We start from the raw sequence: 16,995 nt of genomic DNA, 5'->3' as shown, positions 1-16,995 counted from the left end.
GTGGTGACGCTGTTCGAGACGACGGATGCCGAGGCCGCGCACCAGATGCTCGTGTCGATCTACGGCGCGATGCGCTTCAGCTGCACCGGCGAGCGGCGCCGGGCGCGGGTGGCCCGGCACGTGGTGGGGCCGATCGAGCTGCACCACAACACGTTCACGATGCACTTCCAGGTCGACGCCGACCCGTTCCGCCGGGTGACGATGGGACGCGTGCTCGGGGGCTCCTTCTCCTACCGCTGCGGCGCCGAGCAGTGCGACAACGAGCCCGGCGACATCTTCATGCTCGCCCACCCGGACACGCCCTACCAGTCGATCAACATCGACGTGGACCTGGAGTTCGCGGTCATCGACCCGGCGCTGCTGGCCCAGGTCGCCGACACCGACCGGGGCCGCGGCGCGGAGCCGTTCCGGTTCACCGGCTACCACCCGATCTCGGCCCAGACTGCGCGGCTGTGGGGCACCACCTTCGACTTCGTGCGCGACAACGTCGCCGACACCCCCGCCGCGCTGGAGCCGCTGCTGGCCGGCAACGCCGCCCGGCTGCTGCTCGCGACCGCGCTGGCCACCTTCCCGAGCAACGTCAGCCACGAGCCGACGATCGAGGACCGCCGCGACGCCCACCCGGTCACGCTGCGCCGCGCCGTCGCGTTCATCGACGCCAACGCGCACCGCGACATCAGCCCGGCCGACGTGGCCACGGCCGCGCACGTCACGATCCGCACGCTGCAGCTCGCGTTCCGCCGCCACCTGGACACCACGCCGGGCGCCTACCTGCGGCGGGTCCGCCTCGAGCACGCCCACCGCGACCTACTCGACGCGGACCCGGCCACGACGACCGTCGGGGCGGTCGCGGCCCGCTGGGGGTTCGCCAGCCACAGCCGGTTCACCGCCCATTACCACGAGGTCTACGGCCAGCTGCCGTCGGACACGCTGCGCCATCGGTAGCCGCGGCCACCGCGTCTAGCGGGCGATGGCTTCGAGGGCCTGGCGTTGCGCCCCGCCGAGGCGGTCCGGCCGGATCGCGACGGTGTAGGTCTCCGGCTCGATGGCCCGCAGGACGAGCGGGTCCGCGATGGCAGGGTGCAGCCGGATCGCGTCCAGGGCGGCGGCGACCCGGTCCCGAGTCCAGCCGAGGGCATCGGCCAGTGCACCCGGGGCGAGCGGCCGGCCGGCGTGCACGAGCGCGGCGAGCACGGTCAGCGCGTCGTCCACGGCGGGCTCGGCGAGGGTGCTGTCGCTCATCTGCCGGCTGAGCCGGCCGAAGAAGTGGCCCATCCGGTCCAGCCGGGCCCCGGCGGTCGATCCGGCGCCGAAGATCTCGATGCCCCGCTGCGCGGCCACCGCGATCTCGCCGTGTGCGCCGGTGTCGGCCCGCCACGCCCGCATCCAGACGTCGTCGTCGATGAGGTACCGCTGCCGGCGCCCACCGGCGTCCATTCGGCGCGTCACGAGCTCCATGGCTTCGAGGTAGCCGATGGATTTGGACACGGACGCCGGGCTGACCCGCAACCGGCGCACCAGCTCGGCCGCCGTGAGGCCACCGGCGTCGGTGGTGAGCAGGCAGACGAACACCCGCGCGGTCATTCTGGGCAGGCCGGCGGCGGCCAGCAGGGTCGCGAACTCGTCCACGAAGCCCCGCACCGCCTCGGTCGGCTGCCCGTCGGCCGCCGCCTCGGTCGGCCGGGGCCCGCGCCGGCGCGCACGGTGGCCGGCGGCCCGCTGGGCCTGGTCGGGCCGGTAGGCGCCCGGCGCGCCGTTGCGTGCGACCTCGCGGCTGATCGTGGAGGTCGGCCGGCCGAGCCGGCGGCCGATCTCCGCGTAGCCGAGCCCGTCGGCCAGCCAGGCCGCGATCCGCCCGCGGTCCTCATGGGTCAGCCTGGCTCCCGGCATCGACGCCTCCTCCCCCTTGCGTTCACGCACACTACATTGCAACGACACCGCCGAGGCAATTGCATTCACGCACACTGCTGTTGCAATTATTGGCCTTTAGCTCGCCATTTGCTATCCATTCCATTGACGGTTCCTGAAATGCAACGTAGCTTTCCCGCATGCTGAATGGACCGATGCCGATCGACGTGCCGCGTATCCGAACCCGAGTCGGTGAGCTCCTGGCGGAGTACGGCATCCCGAGCGCCGCGGTCGGTGTGCTCCACGGCGGGCAGACCGCCGAGTTCGCGGTCGGGGTCAAGCACGTGGAGACCGGGGAGGCCGCGACGACCGACACCGTCTACCAATGCGGCTCCATGACCAAGACGTGGACCGCGCTGGCCTTCATGCAACTCGTCGACGAGGGAAAGGTGGACCTGGACGAGCCGGTGCGGACCTACCTGCCCGGCTTCCGGGTGGCCGATCCCGAGACGAGCGCCAAGGTCACCGCACGGCACCTGCTGTACCACACCGGCGGCACCGAAGAGCTCTACGGCGACCCCGGCGAGGACGACGACGTCTACGAGCGCATGGTCGAGAACATCGCGGACGCGCCCCAGGTCTTCCCGCTGGGCCGGACCCACGGGTACAGCGCGGCCCTGGGATACGCGATCCTCGCGCGAATCCTGGAGGTGCTCGACGGCAAGGGCTGGGACGACGTCATGCGCGATCGCCTCTTCGATCCCATGGGCCTGACCAGCACGGCCAGCCGGCACGAGCAGGTCGACGCGGCCCGGGCCGCGACCGGGCACCTGCTCCGCACCCTGGAGGAGGGCCCGATCGTCACACCGATCGACTACCTGCCGCGCGCCTTCGGCCCCGGCGGCAACATCACCTCGACGATCCGGGAAGTGCTCGCCCTGGCGCACGTCCTGCTCCACGACGGCACGGCACCGAACGGGCGGCGCGTCGCCTCGGCCGAGAGTATCCGCGAGATGATGCGCTCGCGGGTGCCGGTGCCGGACCCGTACATGTTCGGGCCGGCCTGGGCGCTCGGCCTCATCGTGTGCGACTGGCAGGGCGAGACCGTCTACGCCACCGACGGCAGCACGATCGGCCAGAACGCCCGGCTGCGGGTCCTGCCCGGCTCGAACACCGCCATCGCGATGCTGACGAACGGCGCACCCCGGGAAAGCCTGTACCGCAAGGTGTTCAACGAGATCCTGACCGGCCTCGGCACGGTCACCGTCCCGGACCTGCCCGCGCCGGACCCGGCGCCGCACCTCGACCTGTCCAGGTACGCGGGCGTCTACGAGCGACCCGGCACCCGGTTCGAGGTGTCCGCCGAGGACGGAAGGCTGACCCTGACCCTGGCCCTCAATCCCATGCACGCGGACTTCCTGCGCAAGCCTCACCACCTCCGATACGAGCTGCTCCCGGTGAGCGAGACGCATTTCCTCATGGCACCGGCGGACCCGTCGGAGGAGACCCAGACGGTCGCGATCTACGACTTCACCGACGGCCCCGCCCGGTACCTGCACACCAACTGCCGCGTGCACCCACGATCCTGGTAGAGCGTCGGCTACTGGTAGATCGCCAGGCTCCAGGTGCACTCGTCCGGGGTGACGACCATGAGCGTGCGCGCACCGGCGCTGCCGCCCTGCTCGAAGACGCCGCTCTCGCCGGTGCCGGACTTCGACACGATGTCACGGCCGCCGAGCTTGTCGTCGGCGATCTCGAAGCGCTGCGGCGCCGGGCAGGTGTACGCCCACGCGAGCTGCCACGGGGTCTTCAGCGCCGGGGTGTCGAGGTTGTCGTTGCCGTGGCCGTCCTGCTTCCAGATCGGCTGCCGCGCGTTCGCCCCGCCGGCGCCCTGCGTCACGAAGTCGAGCTGGAACTTGCAGCGGCCCTCGCTGACGACGTCGATCGGGTAGTGGTTCCTGCCCTCCGGCCCGGTGCCCCAGATGTGGATGAGCCCCTGGCCGGTGGGCGTGGTCCCCTCGACCGGGTTGCGGTCGCTCTGGTCGTGCCCGTCGAGGTAGCCGTTGTCGCCGTTCGTGCCGACCTCGATGCGGAAGACGACGTTGTTGAACACGTCCGCGGGCGCCTTCTGGCAGTCCCAGTACTTGAACCGGACCCCGTTGCCGGCGTTGCCGGGCTGGTAGTCGGGCGAGTTGTCGCCGTACTCGAAGTTGCCGTACGGATTCGGCTCGCTCACCGTGACCGTCTTGAGCACCTGCTCGCCCAGGCCGGCCGCGGACGCGGCCCCCGGCCCGGCCGCCGCCGTGGTGGGCGGCGGCCCGGCCGGGACCGTGGTCGGGGGCGGCGGCGCGCCCTGGGGCTCGGACGAGCCGGAGGAGCCGCACGCACCCGCGAGCAGCACAGCGACCAGGACCGTGGCAAAACCAGCAGCACGCACGGTCAAGATAGCTGCAGCCCGGCAAGCAGAACGCCTCGGCGGAACGGACGGAGTCAGTAGCCGATCGCCGCCGCGGCGACGTTGCGCATGTTCGCCGCCACCGCCGCCGTCAGGTACTGGTTGGACAGTGTGCGCGGCGACTCGCGCAACAGGATGCCGTAGAGGGTCGCGGCGTCCAGGTAGATCGCGGTGTCGTTGGGGTGCTTGCCGTCGGCGACGATGAGGTACGACGTGCCGTTGGCCGCGATGATCGTCTCGAACTCGTCGCTGATCGGGGCGACCAGGTTCGGGGTGCCCAGCGACGCCGACAGGGCCGCGTAGTTCGTGTCGATCGCCGCCGTCTCCGCCGCCCGGGTCGCGAACGGGGCCGGGTCGACCAGCGCCCAGTTCTTGAACAGCACGATCCGCCCGCCCGGCTTGAGCGAGCGCGCGAACGTGGGCGCGTAGGTGTTGAGCAGCGTGTTCGTCGCCTGGGCGGGGTTCGTCGCGACCAGCGTGGAGTACTCCTGCAGCACGATGTAGTCGTATTGCTTCGCCCCGCTCAGGGCGGTCGCGACCTCGCCGCCGTCCCAGGTCTGCTGGAGGGTGTTGCCGAAGTGGATGACCTCGGTGACGTTCACCGTGCGCCCGGCCGCCGACGCCAGGTGCTTGACCAGGGCGGGGGTGTCCTCGCCCGAGGCCCCGGTCGCGGTGCCGAGCAGGCTGTTGCCCACGAACAGCACGTCCGGCGCGGCCGCGGCCGTGGCCGTCGACGTCGCGGTGAAGTGGATCGTGTACGCGGAGCCGAGGGCCGCGCCCGACGACGACAGCGCCTGCACGGTCAGGGTGTACGTGTCCGGCGTGGACAGCAGCGGGCAGTCGACGTAGTCGTTGCACAGGAAGTAGGGCGCCTGCGACTCGGTACGGGTGTAGCTGCTGCCCTTGGCACCGGTCATGGTGAACGTGACGCTGCCCGGGCTCACCCCGGCGGCGATGTCGGCGCGCAGGCTGAGGTTGCGGTTGGCCAGGCGGGTCAGGTCCACGACCGCGTTGTCGACCAGCGGGCTCAGGCCGAGGATCGGCTTGCGGGACACGTCGTTGACCAGGGACAGGCCGTTGATCGCGCGTGTGGTGGCGGGGTTGCCGGTCGCGGTACCGAAGACCTGGAACTCCCAGAACGAGTAGCCGTAGGCCGCCAGCGCCCGCGTGGTCAGGTTGATGCGCACGTACCGCGCGGTGCCGGTGGCCGCGATGCTCTGCTTGCCGCCGGGGCCCGTCGTGGTCGAGTAGGCCTGGGTGTACGCGCTGCCGTCGGACGAGAACTGGATCGCGAACGCCTTCGCGTACGCGTTCTCCCACGTGATGTCGATGCGGCTGACGGACGCGGCCGCGCCGAGGTCGACCTGGAACCACTGGCTGGCGGCGAACGCGCTGGACCAGCGGGTGCCGGTGTTGCCGTCGACGGCGGCGGTGGCCGGGGTGCCGGCGCTCTCCTGCGAGGAGGCGGTGACGGGCTTGTTCTGCGAGAGCACGACCTCCGCGGCGTGGGCCGGCGGGACAAGCACCCAGGCGAGGGCGGCGACGAGCACGAGTACGAGGGCGCCCCAGAGCAGGCGCAGGCGAGACGTCATGGCGGTGACTCCCGGATCGATCTTGCGAGAGAGCGCTCTCTCGTCGGTATCGTCACTCTCGCACGTCTGTCAACCCCGCTCGATGCAGAACTCGTTGCCCTCCGGATCGCGCATCGTCACCCAGCCGCGGCCCTCGGGCCCGCGGTGGTCCTCGTGCACGGTGGCGCCGAGCGCCAGCGCCCGCTCGACCTCCTCGTCACGGGTGCGCTCGGCCGGCACCCAGTCGAGGTGGACGCGGTTCTTCCCGGCGCGCGGCTCGGCGACGCGGACGAACAGCAGGCCCGGGACCGGCGGCGGGGCCTCGACGAGCACCTCGTCGTCGCCGGGCGCGTCGATCGCCGAGACGGGCCAGCCGGTCAGGCGGCTCCAGAAGGTCGCGAGAGTGTACGGATCCGAACAGTCGACGGTGACATGGCGCAGTCGCATCACCGGACCCTATGTGGTGCGCAGCTCCGACAGGTCGGTGCTGCGGCGCAGGAAGATCAGGCCGGCGCCGGTCGTGGCCAGGACCGCCAGCAGCGCCACCCCGCCGTCCCGCGCGAGCTCCCGCCACGGTACGTCCACCGCCCGCACGACCTCCGGATCGCGCTCGACGCGCGGAGAGGTAGGCGACGGCCCGCCCGGTGTCCGGCCACAGGAGCGCGACCATCACCTTCGTCGAGTGGTGTCCGTCAAGCGGCCTTCCGCTTCGCCGCGTCGTAGGCCAGGTGCAGGAAGTCCGACCCGGCGACGGCGGCGGCCACGCTCATCCCGAACCGGGTCAGCCGCGGCGCGAACACGAGCCCCGCCGCCAGTCCCCCGGCCACCCAGACCCCGGTGCAGAACGGGCACGTCAGCAGCTCGCCGACGGCGTGCCGGGCACCGTGCCCGCGCGGGCTCTCGTTGAGCTCCGCCTCCCCCGCGGGCTCCTCGAACGCGGTGAACGGCGCCCGGATCGGGCTGGTGATCGCGTCCTTGGTGATGAGCCGCGAGAGCTTGTGCGTGGCCACGGCGAGCAGGGCGATGTCCCCGGCCGCGGGCCGCTCGGGCAGCTCCCGCCCGGTGAGCCGGGCCGCGCCGGCCACGGCACCGGCGGCCGCCGCGAAGACCCCGAGCACCGCGGCGTACCCCCGCAGCGGCCGCTCATCGGGTGCCTTGCGCGCGTACTCACGACCGGCCCGGGAATCGACATCCGCCATACCCGTCCCGCTACCCGCCCGGCGCGTGCGGAAACGCTCTTTCCCGGACCGTCAGCGCCCGGCCAGGTAGTCCTCGACGAGCCCGCGCGGCGCGCACGAGAGCCAACCGTCCACAAGCGACTCCTCGACGTGCGGCAGCTGTACCGCCGGCAACGCGACCAGCACCGCGGAGTACCCGTCGAAATGCGGAATCGTGAAGAACCCCGGCCGGCCCTCGGCGAGCACGGCCTCCTTCTCCCCGAGATCGCCGACACTGATCGCGACGATCGGCCCGGCCGGCGGCTCCTCGCGGCCGAACCGCTTGATGTCGGCCTTGCTGAACGGCCGCTCCCACGCGAACACCTTGCCGCCGACGCCCCAGCTGCGGTTGCCGTACCGCACACCCTCAACCACCTCGGGCAGGCGCATCGCCAGCGCCGCCACCTCGTCCAGGGTCACCATGTCCCCAACGTAACCCACCCGTCAGCGAGCCCTCCGCAGAACCGCGACGGCCCACCCGGCGGCGAGCACGAGCGCGACCGCGGCGAGAGCAGCGGCGATCGGCACCGTGTACGGCTCGCCCCGCCAGAACCACACCAGCCACACTGCGATGAACCACGCGAGGCCGAGCCCTCCGAAGTACGCCACGAACCGAGCCCTCGGCAGCGCGCCGAGCGTGCCCCACATCCGTTGCGTCGTCGGCCGGCGCAGCAACCCGACCGACACCACGGCGTGCCCGTGCAGCCCGGCGCCGACGCTCGCCAACGCCAGGTACGACAAACCCTCTACAACCCGCATCGCTGCTCCAGTCCGCCGCGGTGTGCCGATCGATGACGGTAACCGGGTGATGCGAATGCGGGTCAATCCCGTCCCGGCAGCCCGTCCAGGCCGGCCTCGGTCAGGATCTTCCGGCGGCGGCGCGACGAGAGCAGGTCGACGTACACGGTGCCGTCGAGGTGATCGCACTCGTGTTGCAGGCAGCGCGCCAGGTAGCCGCTGCCCGTCACCGTCACCGGTCGGCCCTCCAGGTCCACGCCGGTCACCGTCGCCACCGCCGCGCGCCGCAGTTCCGTGTGCGGGCCCGGCACCGACAGGCAGCCCTCGGTGTCCCTCGTCGTGGCCTCCCGCCGCGAGAACGGCGACAGCACGGGATTCACGACGTGCCCGGCCTGGCGGGTGCCGCCGGCGTCCGGGCAGTCGTAGACGAAGACGCGCAGCGGCACGCCGATCTGGTTCGCCGCCAGGCCCACCCCGTCGGCGGCCTTCATCGAGGCGACCATGTCGGCCACGAGCCGGGCCAGGTCGCGGTCGAAGTCGGTCACCGGCGCGCACGGGGCGTGCAGCACCGGCTCGCCGTAGAGCGCGATCGCCCTCGCCTTGCCCTTTGCCATCGCCCCAAGTTACAGCAGGTCGAACGTGCGCCGGAGCTCGCGCTTGAGGACCTTGTGGCTCGGGCCCAGTGGCAGGGTCTCCACGAAGCGGATCTCGCGCGGGTACTTGTGCCGCCCCAGCCGTTCCCGCGCCCAGTCCACCAGCTCCGGGGCCGTGACCGGCACCGCCGGATCCCGCACGACGACCGCGCAGATCTCCTCGCCGTGCACCTCGTGCGGCACGCCGATCACGGCCACCTGCATGACCGCCGGGTGCCGGGCCAGGACCTCCTCGACCTCGCGCGGGTACACGTTGAACCCGCCCCGGATCACGAGGTCCTTCTTGCGGTCCACGATGGTCACGAAGCCGGACTCGTCCTTCGTGCCGAGATCGCCCGTGCGGAACCACCCGTCCACGATCGCGGCGGCGGTGTCGGCGGGGCGGTTCAGGTAGCCGGCGAAGATGTTGTGGCCGCGGACCACGATCTCGCCGAGCGAGCCGGTCGGCAGCAGCTCGACGCGCTCCTCGATCTCGGGGCGGGCGATCTCCACCTCCACGCCCCAGATCGCGTGGCCCACGGTGCCGGCGCGGGTGCCGAAGTGCGGCTGGTTCGTCGTCGCGGTCGGGGAGGTCTCCGACAGGCCGTACCCCTCGAAGATGCCCGTCGAGAAGGTCTCGCCGAACTTCTCGAGCACGGCGACCGGCAGCGGCGCCCCGCCGGAGACGCACAGGCGCAACTGCGGCAGATCCGGGCGGCCCTCGGCCGCGGCGAGCAGCGCGACGTACATGGTCGGCACCCCGTGGAAGACGGTCACGTTCTCGCGCACCATGAGCTCCAGCGCCGCCTCGCCGGTGAAGCGGGCCAGCATCACGAGGGTGGCGCCGAGGCGGAAGGTGCCGTTCATGCCCACGGTCTGGCCGAAGGTGTGGAACAGCGGCAGGCAGCCGAGCACCACGTCGGACGGGCGGGCGTCGTTGGCGTCGAACACGTTGACCATCGCGTTCATGACCAGGTTGAGGTGGGTGAGCACCGCGCCCTTGGGCTCGCCGGTGGTGCCGCTGGTGTAGAGCACGACGGCCGGGTCCTCGGGCGCCCGCGAGACGTAGGACCGCAGCGGCGCGGCGCCGAGCAGGTCCGCGGGCGCGACGAGGGGGACGCCGGCCGCCGCGGCCGCATCCGAGCCCATCGCGGCCAGGCCCGGGTGGCACACGAGCAGGCGGGCGCCGCTGTCCTTCAGCGTGTACGCGGCCTCCTGCGCCGTCAGCAGCAGGTGCACGGGGACGACGACCGCGCCCAGGGCGAGCGCCCCGAAGTACACCCGGGGGAAGTCCACCACGTTCGGGATCTGCAACGCGACCCGGTCGCCCGGGCCCACGCCGAGATCGCGCAGCGCGGCGGCGCAGGACAGCGCCTCCCGCCAGAGGGTTTCGTACGTGACCCGCTGCTCCCCGTCCACGACGGCGATGTGCTGCGGATACTTGCGGGCCGACTCGGCCAGCACGGCGGCGAGGGACAGGGTCGCGCTCATGCGCTCCAAACTAACGCTGGAAGTTTTTCGCCGCCAGCTTCAATTTGCACGGGTACTGCATTAATCTCCGTCGGCATGGAGCGGTTCCGGACCACGGATGGGATCAGCATCGCGTACCGCCGCTGGGGCTCCCCCGGCGAGCGCCCGCCCGTCGTGCTGCACCACGGGTTCATCGTCGACGCGGCGACGAACTTCGAGGCCCCGGGCGTGGTCGCGGCCCTGGTCGCCGCGGGCCGCCACGTGATCGCCCCGGACGCGCGCGGCCACGGCGCCTCGGGCAAGCCGCACGGCACCGCCGCGTACGGCGAGGAGCGCATGGCCCGCGACCTCGCCCAGCTCCTGACCCACCTCGGCGTCGGGGAGGCCGATCTGCTCGGCTACTCGATGGGCGCCGTCGTCGCGGCCATCCTCGCGGCGCGGGACCGCCGCGTGCGCCGCCTGGTCCTGTCGGGCGTGGGCGCGGCCCTCGCCGAGCTCGGCGGCCTCGACACCCGCGCGATGCCGCCGTCGGAGGTGGCCGCCGTCCTGCTCACGGAGTCGCGCACGGCGGTGGAGGCCTCGCCCGCGGCCGGCTTCCGCGCTCTCGCCGACGCGGTGGGCGCGGACCGGGTGGCCCTCGCGGCGCAGGTCAACGCCGCGAACCGGACCCCGATCGCGCTGGGGCGGATCACCGCCCCGACGCTGGTCCTCGCCGGCGCCGAGGACCCGCTCGCGACCCGCCCGCAGGACCTGGCCGCCGCGATCCCGGGCGCGCGCTGGCGCGTGGTGAGCGGCGACCACCTGACGGCCCTGCGCTCCCCCGCCTACATCCCGGCGCTGCTGGACTTCCTCGCCACCTGAAGGCCGGGCGGTCCACTGTGGACCGTCGGGGTGCCGTCGGCCGCGACGGAGACGTCGAGGTGCGCCCCCGCGACGCGCAGGCCCCGCACGCGGAAGGCGCCGGCCGGGGACGGGGCCAGGGGACTGATCGTGACCCGGCCCGCCGGGACGTCCGGGTCGAGGCCGAGCAGCGCCGTCAGCAGCGCCGGGCCCGCGGCCGCCGACCAGGCCTGCGGGCGGCAGGACGCCGGGTACGCGGTGGCGGCGTCGTCCCCGCCGTACAACTCCGGCAGCCGGAACCCGAAGCGCTCCCCGGCCGCCAGCAGCGCCCGCACCAGCGCCGCGGCCTGCGTGTGGTGGCCGTCGCGGGCCAGGCCCAGCAGGGTGATCGCGGTGTCGTGCGGCCAGACGGAGCCGAGATGATAGGACAGGATGTTGTACCCCGCCGAGGCCGGCGACACCGTGCGGAGCCCGAACGGCGAGGCGAGGGCCGCGACGTGGCCGGCGACCGCGCGGCTCTCGTCGGCGTTGAGCAGCCCGGTGCCGAGCAGGTGGCCCATGTTCGACGCGATGCTGTCGACCTGTTCGCCGGAGCCGTCCAGGGCGATCGCCGGATAGCCGCCGGGGCACCAGAACGCCTTGCGGAAGCGCTCGGCGAGGTCCGCGGCCCACGCGCGCCAGGTCTCGGCGCCGGGGCGGGCGAACGCGTCGAGCAGGGCGGCACCGTCGAGGGCGGCCCGGAAGGCGTACGCCTGGACCTCACTCAGCGCCAGGGGCCCCTCGGCGATGCGGCCGTCCGCGTGCTGGACGCCGTCGCCCGAGTCCTTCCAGCCGTGGTTCACCAGGCCCTTGCCGTTCGCCCGGTACGCGATGAAGCCGTCGTGCCCGCCCAGCCAGGCCAGGGCGCGCTCGACGTTCGGCAGCAGCGCTTCGACCTCGGCGGGCGGCAGGCCCCAGCGCCACGCGTCGGCGAGGGTGCTGATCCACAGCGCGGTCGCGTCGACGGTGCCGTAGTAGACGGGCGGGAGATGGTACGACGCGTCGGCCGGCCGGACCTCGTGCAGGATCTTGCCCGGCTCCTCGTCGGTGTCCGGGTCGTGCCGCGTGCCCTGGCGGCGCGCGAGGGCGCGCAGGGTGCCGGCCGCGACCTCGGTGCCCAGCGGCAGCGCGAGGCGCGCGGCCCACAGCGAGTCGCGGCCGAAGAGCGTCAGGTACCAGGGGCTGCCCGCGGTGTAGTACACGTCGGGCCCGTCGGCGCGGCGCAGCGCCTGGAGGTCCTCGATCCCGGTGCGCACGAGCGCGTCGAGCCGCCGGTCGTCGGCCGCGACCGCGAGCGGGGGCGGGTCGCCGGCCGCGGCCGACGGCTCCACATCGCCGCGCGTGAACGTCAGGCGCGCGGTCCACGACCGCCCGGGCGGCAGGGTCACGTCCCAGCGCAGCCCCGGGCCGGACGGGGCCGGCTCGGCGGCGACCGTCACGGTCATGCCGTCCGGCGCGGAGGCCGACTCCGCGAAGTCCACAGTGGACAAATCCGACGTCAGGCCGTCCTTGACCACGCCCATGGTGGCGAAGTCGGTGGCCGCCGACACCTCGACGGTCGCGCGCAGCGTCGCGTGGGACGCGTTCGCGAGCACCAGGGTCTCGGTGCCGCCGCGCGGCCCGGCCTCGCGGCGGCGGGTCAGCGTGACGGTCGGGTCGGCGCCGTCGTCGCCGAGCTCACGCACCACGGCGACGAACTCGGCCGCGGCCGCGCCGATCCGCCGGGCGCCGATGGGCACGGGGTCGTGCCCGGCCACGGTGACGGCGAGCCGGGCGAGGACGCGGCGGTCCTCGACGAACAGGCCGTCGGGGTCGGCGCGCAGGTCGCCGGACGGGCCGGAGAGCCAGGTCGCGGGCGCGGCCACGCAGGTGACGTGCTCGTGCAGGTAGGGCTGGCGCATATCGGTACCTCTTGACAAGCCGACGAGCGAGTGGAAATGTCCCGGCATCCGGTGTTGAACGTTCAAACGCTCCTCGATTGCCGTTTTGAACGTTCAACACGACGCACCATACGACATCCGGGAGCGATTGTGCAGCCCACTGTTGAGGACGTGGCGAAGGCCGCCGGGGTTTCCCGGCAGACCGTGTCCAACGTGCTCAACGCGCCCGAGCGGGTCCGGCCGGAGACCCGCGAGCGGGTGGAGGCCGCCATCGACCAGCTCGGGTACCGCCCGAACCGCCTCGCCCAGGGCCTGCGCGCCTCGTCGTCGCGGATGATCGGGTACCGCCTGGAGCCCGTGCACCCGCACGCCCTCGGCAGCATCCACGACCGCTTCCTGCACGCCCTCGCCGACGCCGGCCGCGCCGAGGACCACCACCTGCTGCTCTACACCGCCGACGACGCCGAGGGCGAGGTCGCCGGGGCCGTCGCCCTGCACAAGGCCGGCGCGATCGACGCCCTTGTCCTCTACGGCCTGCACGTGGGCGACCCGCGCCCGGCGGCGCTGCGCGCGGGCCGGGTGCCGTTCGCGGCGTTCGGCCGCACCGGCGACGACGGGGGCCACCCGTGGGTCGACGTCGACAACGCCGCCGGCACCGCGGCCGCGACCCGCCACCTCGCCGAGGCCGGGCACCGGCGGATCGCCTTCGCCGGGTGGCCGCCCGACGGCGGCGTCGGCGACCGGCGCGCCGAGGGCTGGCGGGACACCTGCGCCGAGCTCGGCCTGCCGCCCGGGCCGGACCTGCGCGGCGAGGACTCCCTCGCGGTCGGCGCCGCGCTCGCGGCCCGGCTCCTCGACGACCCCGACCCGCCCACCGCGGTCGTCACGGCCACCGACACCCTCGCCGCCGGAGTGCTGCGCACCGTGCACGGCCGCGGCGCCCGGCTCGCCGTCGTCGGCTTCGACGACACCCCCACCGCCTCCGCCCTCGACCTGTCCAGCGTCCGGCAGCCGATCGAGGCGGCCGGCCACGCGATGATCGCCGCCCTGCTCAAGCCCCCGGCGGCGGGAGACCCGACACCCGCCCGCCTGCTGCCCCCCGAGCTGATCGTCCGGGGGTCCAGCACCTCGCCCTGACACCCCCAAGGAGCAACCGATGAGAATCATGAGACCCGCCCTCGCCTTAGTGCTCGCCGGCGTGCTGTCGGCCACCGCCGCGTGCGGCGACGACGGCAGCGGCAAACAGGGCGACACCACCGGCGCGAAGCTCACCATGTTCGCGTTCTCGTCCTCGCCGGCCGAGGACGCCGTGCTGCGCAAGGCCATCGACGACTACAACAAGCAGGGCCGCAACACCGTCGACCTGAAGGTGCTGCCCGAGTACGACACCGCGCTCACGACCGCCCTGGCCGGCGGACAGCCGCCGGACGTGTTCTACCTCAACGACAACAAGCTGCCGGACCTCGGCAAGAGCGGCGCCCTGGAGCCCACCGGCGACCAGGTCGACAACCCCGGCGACTTCTACGACACGCTGAAGCAGTCGTTCACCTACCAGGGGACGTACTACTGCGCGCCCAAGGACTTCTCGACGCTGCAGCTGGTCTACAACACCGCCGACTTCGAGGCCGCGGGGCTCAAGCCGCCCACGACGTGGGAGGAGCTCGCCACGACCGCGAAGGCGCTCACCAAGCCCGGGCACCCGGGCCTGGTCCTCGCGCCCGAGTTCTACCGGTGGGGCGCGTTCTTCGCCCAGGCCGGGGCGTGGCCGACCGACGACGGCATCACGAAGATGACGATGGACACCCAGCCGATGCGCCAGGCGCTGCAGTACCTCACCGACAACCACAAGGCCGGCTCGTTCGGCACCCCGGCGGCGGTCGGCGCCGGCTGGGGCGGCGAGGCCTTCGGCAAGGGCCTGACCTCGATGACCATCGAGGGCAACTGGATCGTCGGGGCGATGAAGAACGACTTCCCGAGCGTCAAGTACGGCGTCGCCGAGCTCCCCGCGGGTCCCAAGGGCAAGGGCACCATGTCGTTCTCGGTCTGCTACGGCGTGGCCAAGGCGTCCAAGAGCAAGGCCGCCGCGGTCGACCTCGTGAAGTTCCTGACCTCGCCCGACGAGCAGCTCACCATCACCAAGGAGTTCCCGGTGATGCCGTCGCGCAAGTCCCTGGCCGACAAGTGGCTGACGGACAAGCCCGAGCTCAAGGCGTTCGTCGCCGGCGGCGACTACGCGAAGAAGTCGGTGTTCGTGCCCGGCTTCAGCACCGTCATCGACACCTTCAACGACGGCATTCAGGGCCTGGCGAAGGGCAACAAGTCCGTCGACGACGTGGTCTCCAGCACCCAGAAGGCCGGCGGATCGGTGCTGGGCTAATGAGTGTGGAACCCGCCGCCCCGGTCGCGCGCGAGCGCGGCCGGGGCGGGCTCCGCGGGCGGCAGGGGCTGGCCGGCTGGCTGTTCGTGTCGCCCGCGCTCCTCCTGCTCGGCGTGTTCATGGTCGCGCCGATCCTGCTGGCCCTGTGGGTGAGCTTCCGCGACTGGAGCGGCCTGGCCCCGCTGTCCGCCTCGGCCCCGGCCGGGACCGACAACTACCAGGACCTGCTCACCCACACGGGCGTCGTGCGCGGCGACTTCGCCAAGAGCCTGCGCAACAACGTGTACTACGTGCTCGGCGTCGTGCCCGCGCAGACGCTCCTGGCGCTGGTGCTGGCCGTCATCGTCAACGCCAAGCTGCTCAAGGGCCGCACCTTCTTCCGGGCCGCGTTCTACTTCCCGTCGGTCACCAGCTCGATCGCGGTCGCGTTCATCTTCGTGTTCCTGTTCAGCCCCAACGGCGTGGTCAACACGGTGCTGTCCGCGCTGCTGCCAGGCAAGATCGGGCTGGTCTGGCTCGACGACTCCGACGGGCTCATCCACCTGCTGCTGCGCGCCGTCGGCGTCGGCTCGCCGCCCGGCCCGCTGCGGCACGAGTTCCTCGACCTGTCGTGGTGGGACTGGTTGTCCGGCCCGAGCGTGGCGCTGAGCTCCATCATGATCCTGGCGACGTGGACGACGACCGGTACCTTCATGCTCATGTTCCTGGCCGGGCTGCAGAACGTCCCGGTCGAGGTCGAGGAGGCCGCCGAGGTCGACGGCGCCTCCCGGTTCCAGCTGTTCTGGCGCGTGACGCTGCCGATGCTCAAGCCCACGCTCTTCCTCGTGGTCACGCTGGGGCTGATCGGCACGTGGCAGGTGTTCGACCAGGTGTACGCCATGACCTCCGGCGGCCCCCAGAAGACCACCCTGACGCCGGCGTACCTCGTCTACCGCGAGGGCTTCCAGAACTCCGCGATGGGCCGGGCGGCCGCGATCGCCTTCATCGTGTTCGTCATCATCCTCGTCTTCACCGGCCTGCAGCGGCTGGTCCTGCGCCGGGAGCGCTGATGATCCGCCGAGCCCTGCTGACCCTGTTCGCGGTCATCTTCATCTACCCGTTCGTGCTGTCGCTGGCGACCTCGTTCAAGTCCCGCCCCGAGGTCGCGGCCCACCCCGTCACCCCCTGGCCGGCCAGCCCGGACCTGCGGGCCTGGACCGACGTGCTCGTGCACAGCGACTTTCCCCTGTGGACGTTCAACTCGCTGCTCGTCACGGTCGTGGCCACACTCCTGCGCGTGTTCCTGGACTCGCTGGCCGGCTACGCGCTCGCCCGGCTGGAGTGGCGCGGGCGCGGGATCGTCTTCGCCGGCGTCGTGGCGGTCCTCGCGGTGCCGCCGATCGTGCTCACCGTGCCCCGGTTCCTGGTGCTCAAGGAGCTGACGCTGCTCAACTCGTACACCGGGCTGATCCTGCCCCTGGCCGTGGACGCCATGGGCATCTTCCTCATGCGCCAGTTCTTCGTCGAGCTGCCGCGCGAGCTGGAGGAGGCGGCCCGCATCGACGGTGCCTCGATCTTCGGCGCCTACTGGCACATCGTGCTGCCGCTGGCCCGCCCGGCGCTGCTGACCCTGACGATCCTGTCGTTCCAGGGCGTGTGGAACGAGTTCCTGCTGCCGCTGATCGTGGTGCGGGCGAGCCCGTCGCTGTGGACGCTGCCGTTCGGCCTGTCGACGCTGGGCCGCGGCGGGGCGGGCGGGCAGAGCTTCGACTACCCGGTGATGATGGCCGGCTCGATCCTGACCATCGTCCCGGTCGCCGTCGTGTTCATCGTGTTCCAGCGCTTCTTCGTGCGGGGCGTGGCCGCCTCGGGCGTCAAGGGCTGACGGCCGGCCGGCGGCGCGCCCTCGACGCGCGCCGCCGGTCAGCCGTAGTACCGCACCAGACGTT

At 72.5% G+C, this 16,995-nt stretch carries 18 protein-coding genes; 7 read left to right on the top strand and 11 right to left on the bottom strand.

All coding sequences use genetic code 11. From position 1 onward, the window contains the following. Positions 1-945 carry a helix-turn-helix transcriptional regulator gene (locus tag ABT369_RS22040; RefSeq protein ID WP_350614432.1) on the top strand — a complete coding sequence of 315 codons (945 nt, stop codon included), beginning with the start codon at positions 1-3 and terminating at the stop codon, positions 943-945. A 15-nt stretch (positions 946-960) separates the two neighbouring features. Here ABT369_RS22040 and ABT369_RS22035 read toward each other — a convergent pair whose 3' ends face one another. Continuing rightward, the gene (locus ABT369_RS22035; protein ID WP_350614430.1) at positions 961-1,890 is read right to left on the bottom strand and encodes a GbsR/MarR family transcriptional regulator; all 930 of its coding nucleotides are present in this window, start codon (positions 1,888-1,890) and stop codon (positions 961-963) included. A 158-nt stretch (positions 1,891-2,048) separates the two neighbouring features. On the opposite strand from ABT369_RS22035, the gene ABT369_RS22030 reads away from it, so the two are divergent. Beyond that, positions 2,049-3,440 carry a serine hydrolase gene (locus ABT369_RS22030; RefSeq protein ID WP_350614428.1) on the top strand — a complete coding sequence of 464 codons (1,392 nt, stop codon included), beginning with the start codon at positions 2,049-2,051 and terminating at the stop codon, positions 3,438-3,440. Between the two features lie 8 nt (positions 3,441-3,448). On the opposite strand, the gene ABT369_RS22025 is transcribed toward ABT369_RS22030, so the two are convergent. The 9 genes from ABT369_RS22025 to ABT369_RS21985 form a co-directional block, all read right to left on the bottom strand. After that, positions 3,449-4,291 carry a hypothetical protein gene (locus ABT369_RS22025; RefSeq protein WP_350614427.1) on the bottom strand — a complete coding sequence of 281 codons (843 nt, stop codon included), beginning with the start codon at positions 4,289-4,291 and terminating at the stop codon, positions 3,449-3,451. Positions 4,292-4,338: 47 nt separating this feature from the next. Continuing rightward, positions 4,339-5,895 carry a discoidin domain-containing protein gene (locus ABT369_RS22020; protein WP_350614425.1) on the bottom strand — a complete coding sequence of 519 codons (1,557 nt, stop codon included), beginning with the start codon at positions 5,893-5,895 and terminating at the stop codon, positions 4,339-4,341. Between the two features lie 69 nt (positions 5,896-5,964). Next, the gene (locus ABT369_RS22015) at positions 5,965-6,321 is read right to left on the bottom strand and encodes a VOC family protein (protein WP_350614423.1); all 357 of its coding nucleotides are present in this window, start codon (positions 6,319-6,321) and stop codon (positions 5,965-5,967) included. Positions 6,322-6,330: 9 nt separating this feature from the next. Further along, positions 6,331-6,459: a hypothetical protein gene (locus ABT369_RS22010; protein ID WP_350614422.1), complete on the bottom strand. Its 129-nt coding sequence runs from the start codon at positions 6,457-6,459 to the stop codon at positions 6,331-6,333. A gap of 107 nt (positions 6,460-6,566) precedes the next feature. Continuing rightward, a complete protein-coding gene (locus ABT369_RS22005; RefSeq protein WP_350614421.1) occupies positions 6,567-7,073 on the bottom strand; it encodes a DUF1360 domain-containing protein in 507 nt (168 codons plus the stop codon). Positions 7,074-7,124: 51 nt separating this feature from the next. Next, a complete protein-coding gene (locus ABT369_RS22000; protein ID WP_350614419.1) occupies positions 7,125-7,514 on the bottom strand; it encodes an MmcQ/YjbR family DNA-binding protein in 390 nt (129 codons plus the stop codon). A 21-nt stretch (positions 7,515-7,535) separates the two neighbouring features. Beyond that, positions 7,536-7,850 carry a hypothetical protein gene (locus tag ABT369_RS21995; RefSeq protein WP_350614418.1) on the bottom strand — a complete coding sequence of 105 codons (315 nt, stop codon included), beginning with the start codon at positions 7,848-7,850 and terminating at the stop codon, positions 7,536-7,538. 62 nt (positions 7,851-7,912) lie between these two features. Then, on the bottom strand, positions 7,913-8,443 hold the full coding sequence (gene def, locus ABT369_RS21990) for a peptide deformylase (RefSeq protein WP_350614417.1): 531 nt from the start codon (positions 8,441-8,443) through the stop codon (positions 7,913-7,915). A 9-nt stretch (positions 8,444-8,452) separates the two neighbouring features. After that, on the bottom strand, positions 8,453-9,952 hold the full coding sequence (locus ABT369_RS21985; RefSeq protein ID WP_350614416.1) for a long-chain-fatty-acid--CoA ligase: 1,500 nt from the start codon (positions 9,950-9,952) through the stop codon (positions 8,453-8,455). Between the two features lie 75 nt (positions 9,953-10,027). Between ABT369_RS21985 and ABT369_RS21980 the strand changes: the two genes are divergently transcribed. Beyond that, positions 10,028-10,792, top strand: a complete 765-nt coding sequence (locus tag ABT369_RS21980; RefSeq protein WP_350614415.1) for an alpha/beta fold hydrolase — start codon at positions 10,028-10,030, stop codon at positions 10,790-10,792. Here the strand turns inward: ABT369_RS21980 and ABT369_RS21975 are convergent. Beyond that, entirely contained in the window at positions 10,756-12,711 is a 1,956-nt protein-coding gene (locus tag ABT369_RS21975; RefSeq protein ID WP_350614413.1) for a glycogen debranching N-terminal domain-containing protein, read from the bottom strand. The two genes, ABT369_RS21980 and ABT369_RS21975, sit on opposite strands and share 37 nt — an antisense overlap. A 129-nt stretch (positions 12,712-12,840) precedes the next feature. Here ABT369_RS21975 and ABT369_RS21970 point away from each other — a divergent pair, with 129 nt between their 5' ends. From ABT369_RS21970 to ABT369_RS21955, 4 genes are read left to right on the top strand one after another with little or no spacing between them, the layout of a single operon-like run. After that, positions 12,841-13,827: a LacI family DNA-binding transcriptional regulator gene (locus tag ABT369_RS21970; protein WP_350614412.1), complete on the top strand. Its 987-nt coding sequence runs from the start codon at positions 12,841-12,843 to the stop codon at positions 13,825-13,827. Positions 13,828-13,846: 19 nt separating this feature from the next. Further along, on the top strand, positions 13,847-15,067 hold the full coding sequence (locus tag ABT369_RS21965) for a sugar ABC transporter substrate-binding protein (RefSeq protein WP_350614411.1): 1,221 nt from the start codon (positions 13,847-13,849) through the stop codon (positions 15,065-15,067). Next, positions 15,067-16,116 carry a carbohydrate ABC transporter permease gene (locus tag ABT369_RS21960; RefSeq protein ID WP_350614410.1) on the top strand — a complete coding sequence of 350 codons (1,050 nt, stop codon included), beginning with the start codon at positions 15,067-15,069 and terminating at the stop codon, positions 16,114-16,116. Before ABT369_RS21965 ends, ABT369_RS21960 begins: the two co-directional genes overlap by 1 nt. After that, a complete protein-coding gene (locus tag ABT369_RS21955) occupies positions 16,116-16,931 on the top strand; it encodes a carbohydrate ABC transporter permease (RefSeq protein WP_350614409.1) in 816 nt (271 codons plus the stop codon). Before ABT369_RS21960 ends, ABT369_RS21955 begins: the two co-directional genes overlap by 1 nt. The last annotated feature ends 64 nt before the right edge of the window (positions 16,932-16,995 follow it).

The organism is Dactylosporangium sp. NPDC000244, assembly GCF_040300725.1.
Lineage (GTDB): Bacteria > Actinomycetota > Actinomycetes > Mycobacteriales > Micromonosporaceae > Dactylosporangium.
The sequence above is the reverse complement of the archived record's forward strand: the minus strand, read 5'-3'. Positions and strand labels throughout refer to the sequence as shown.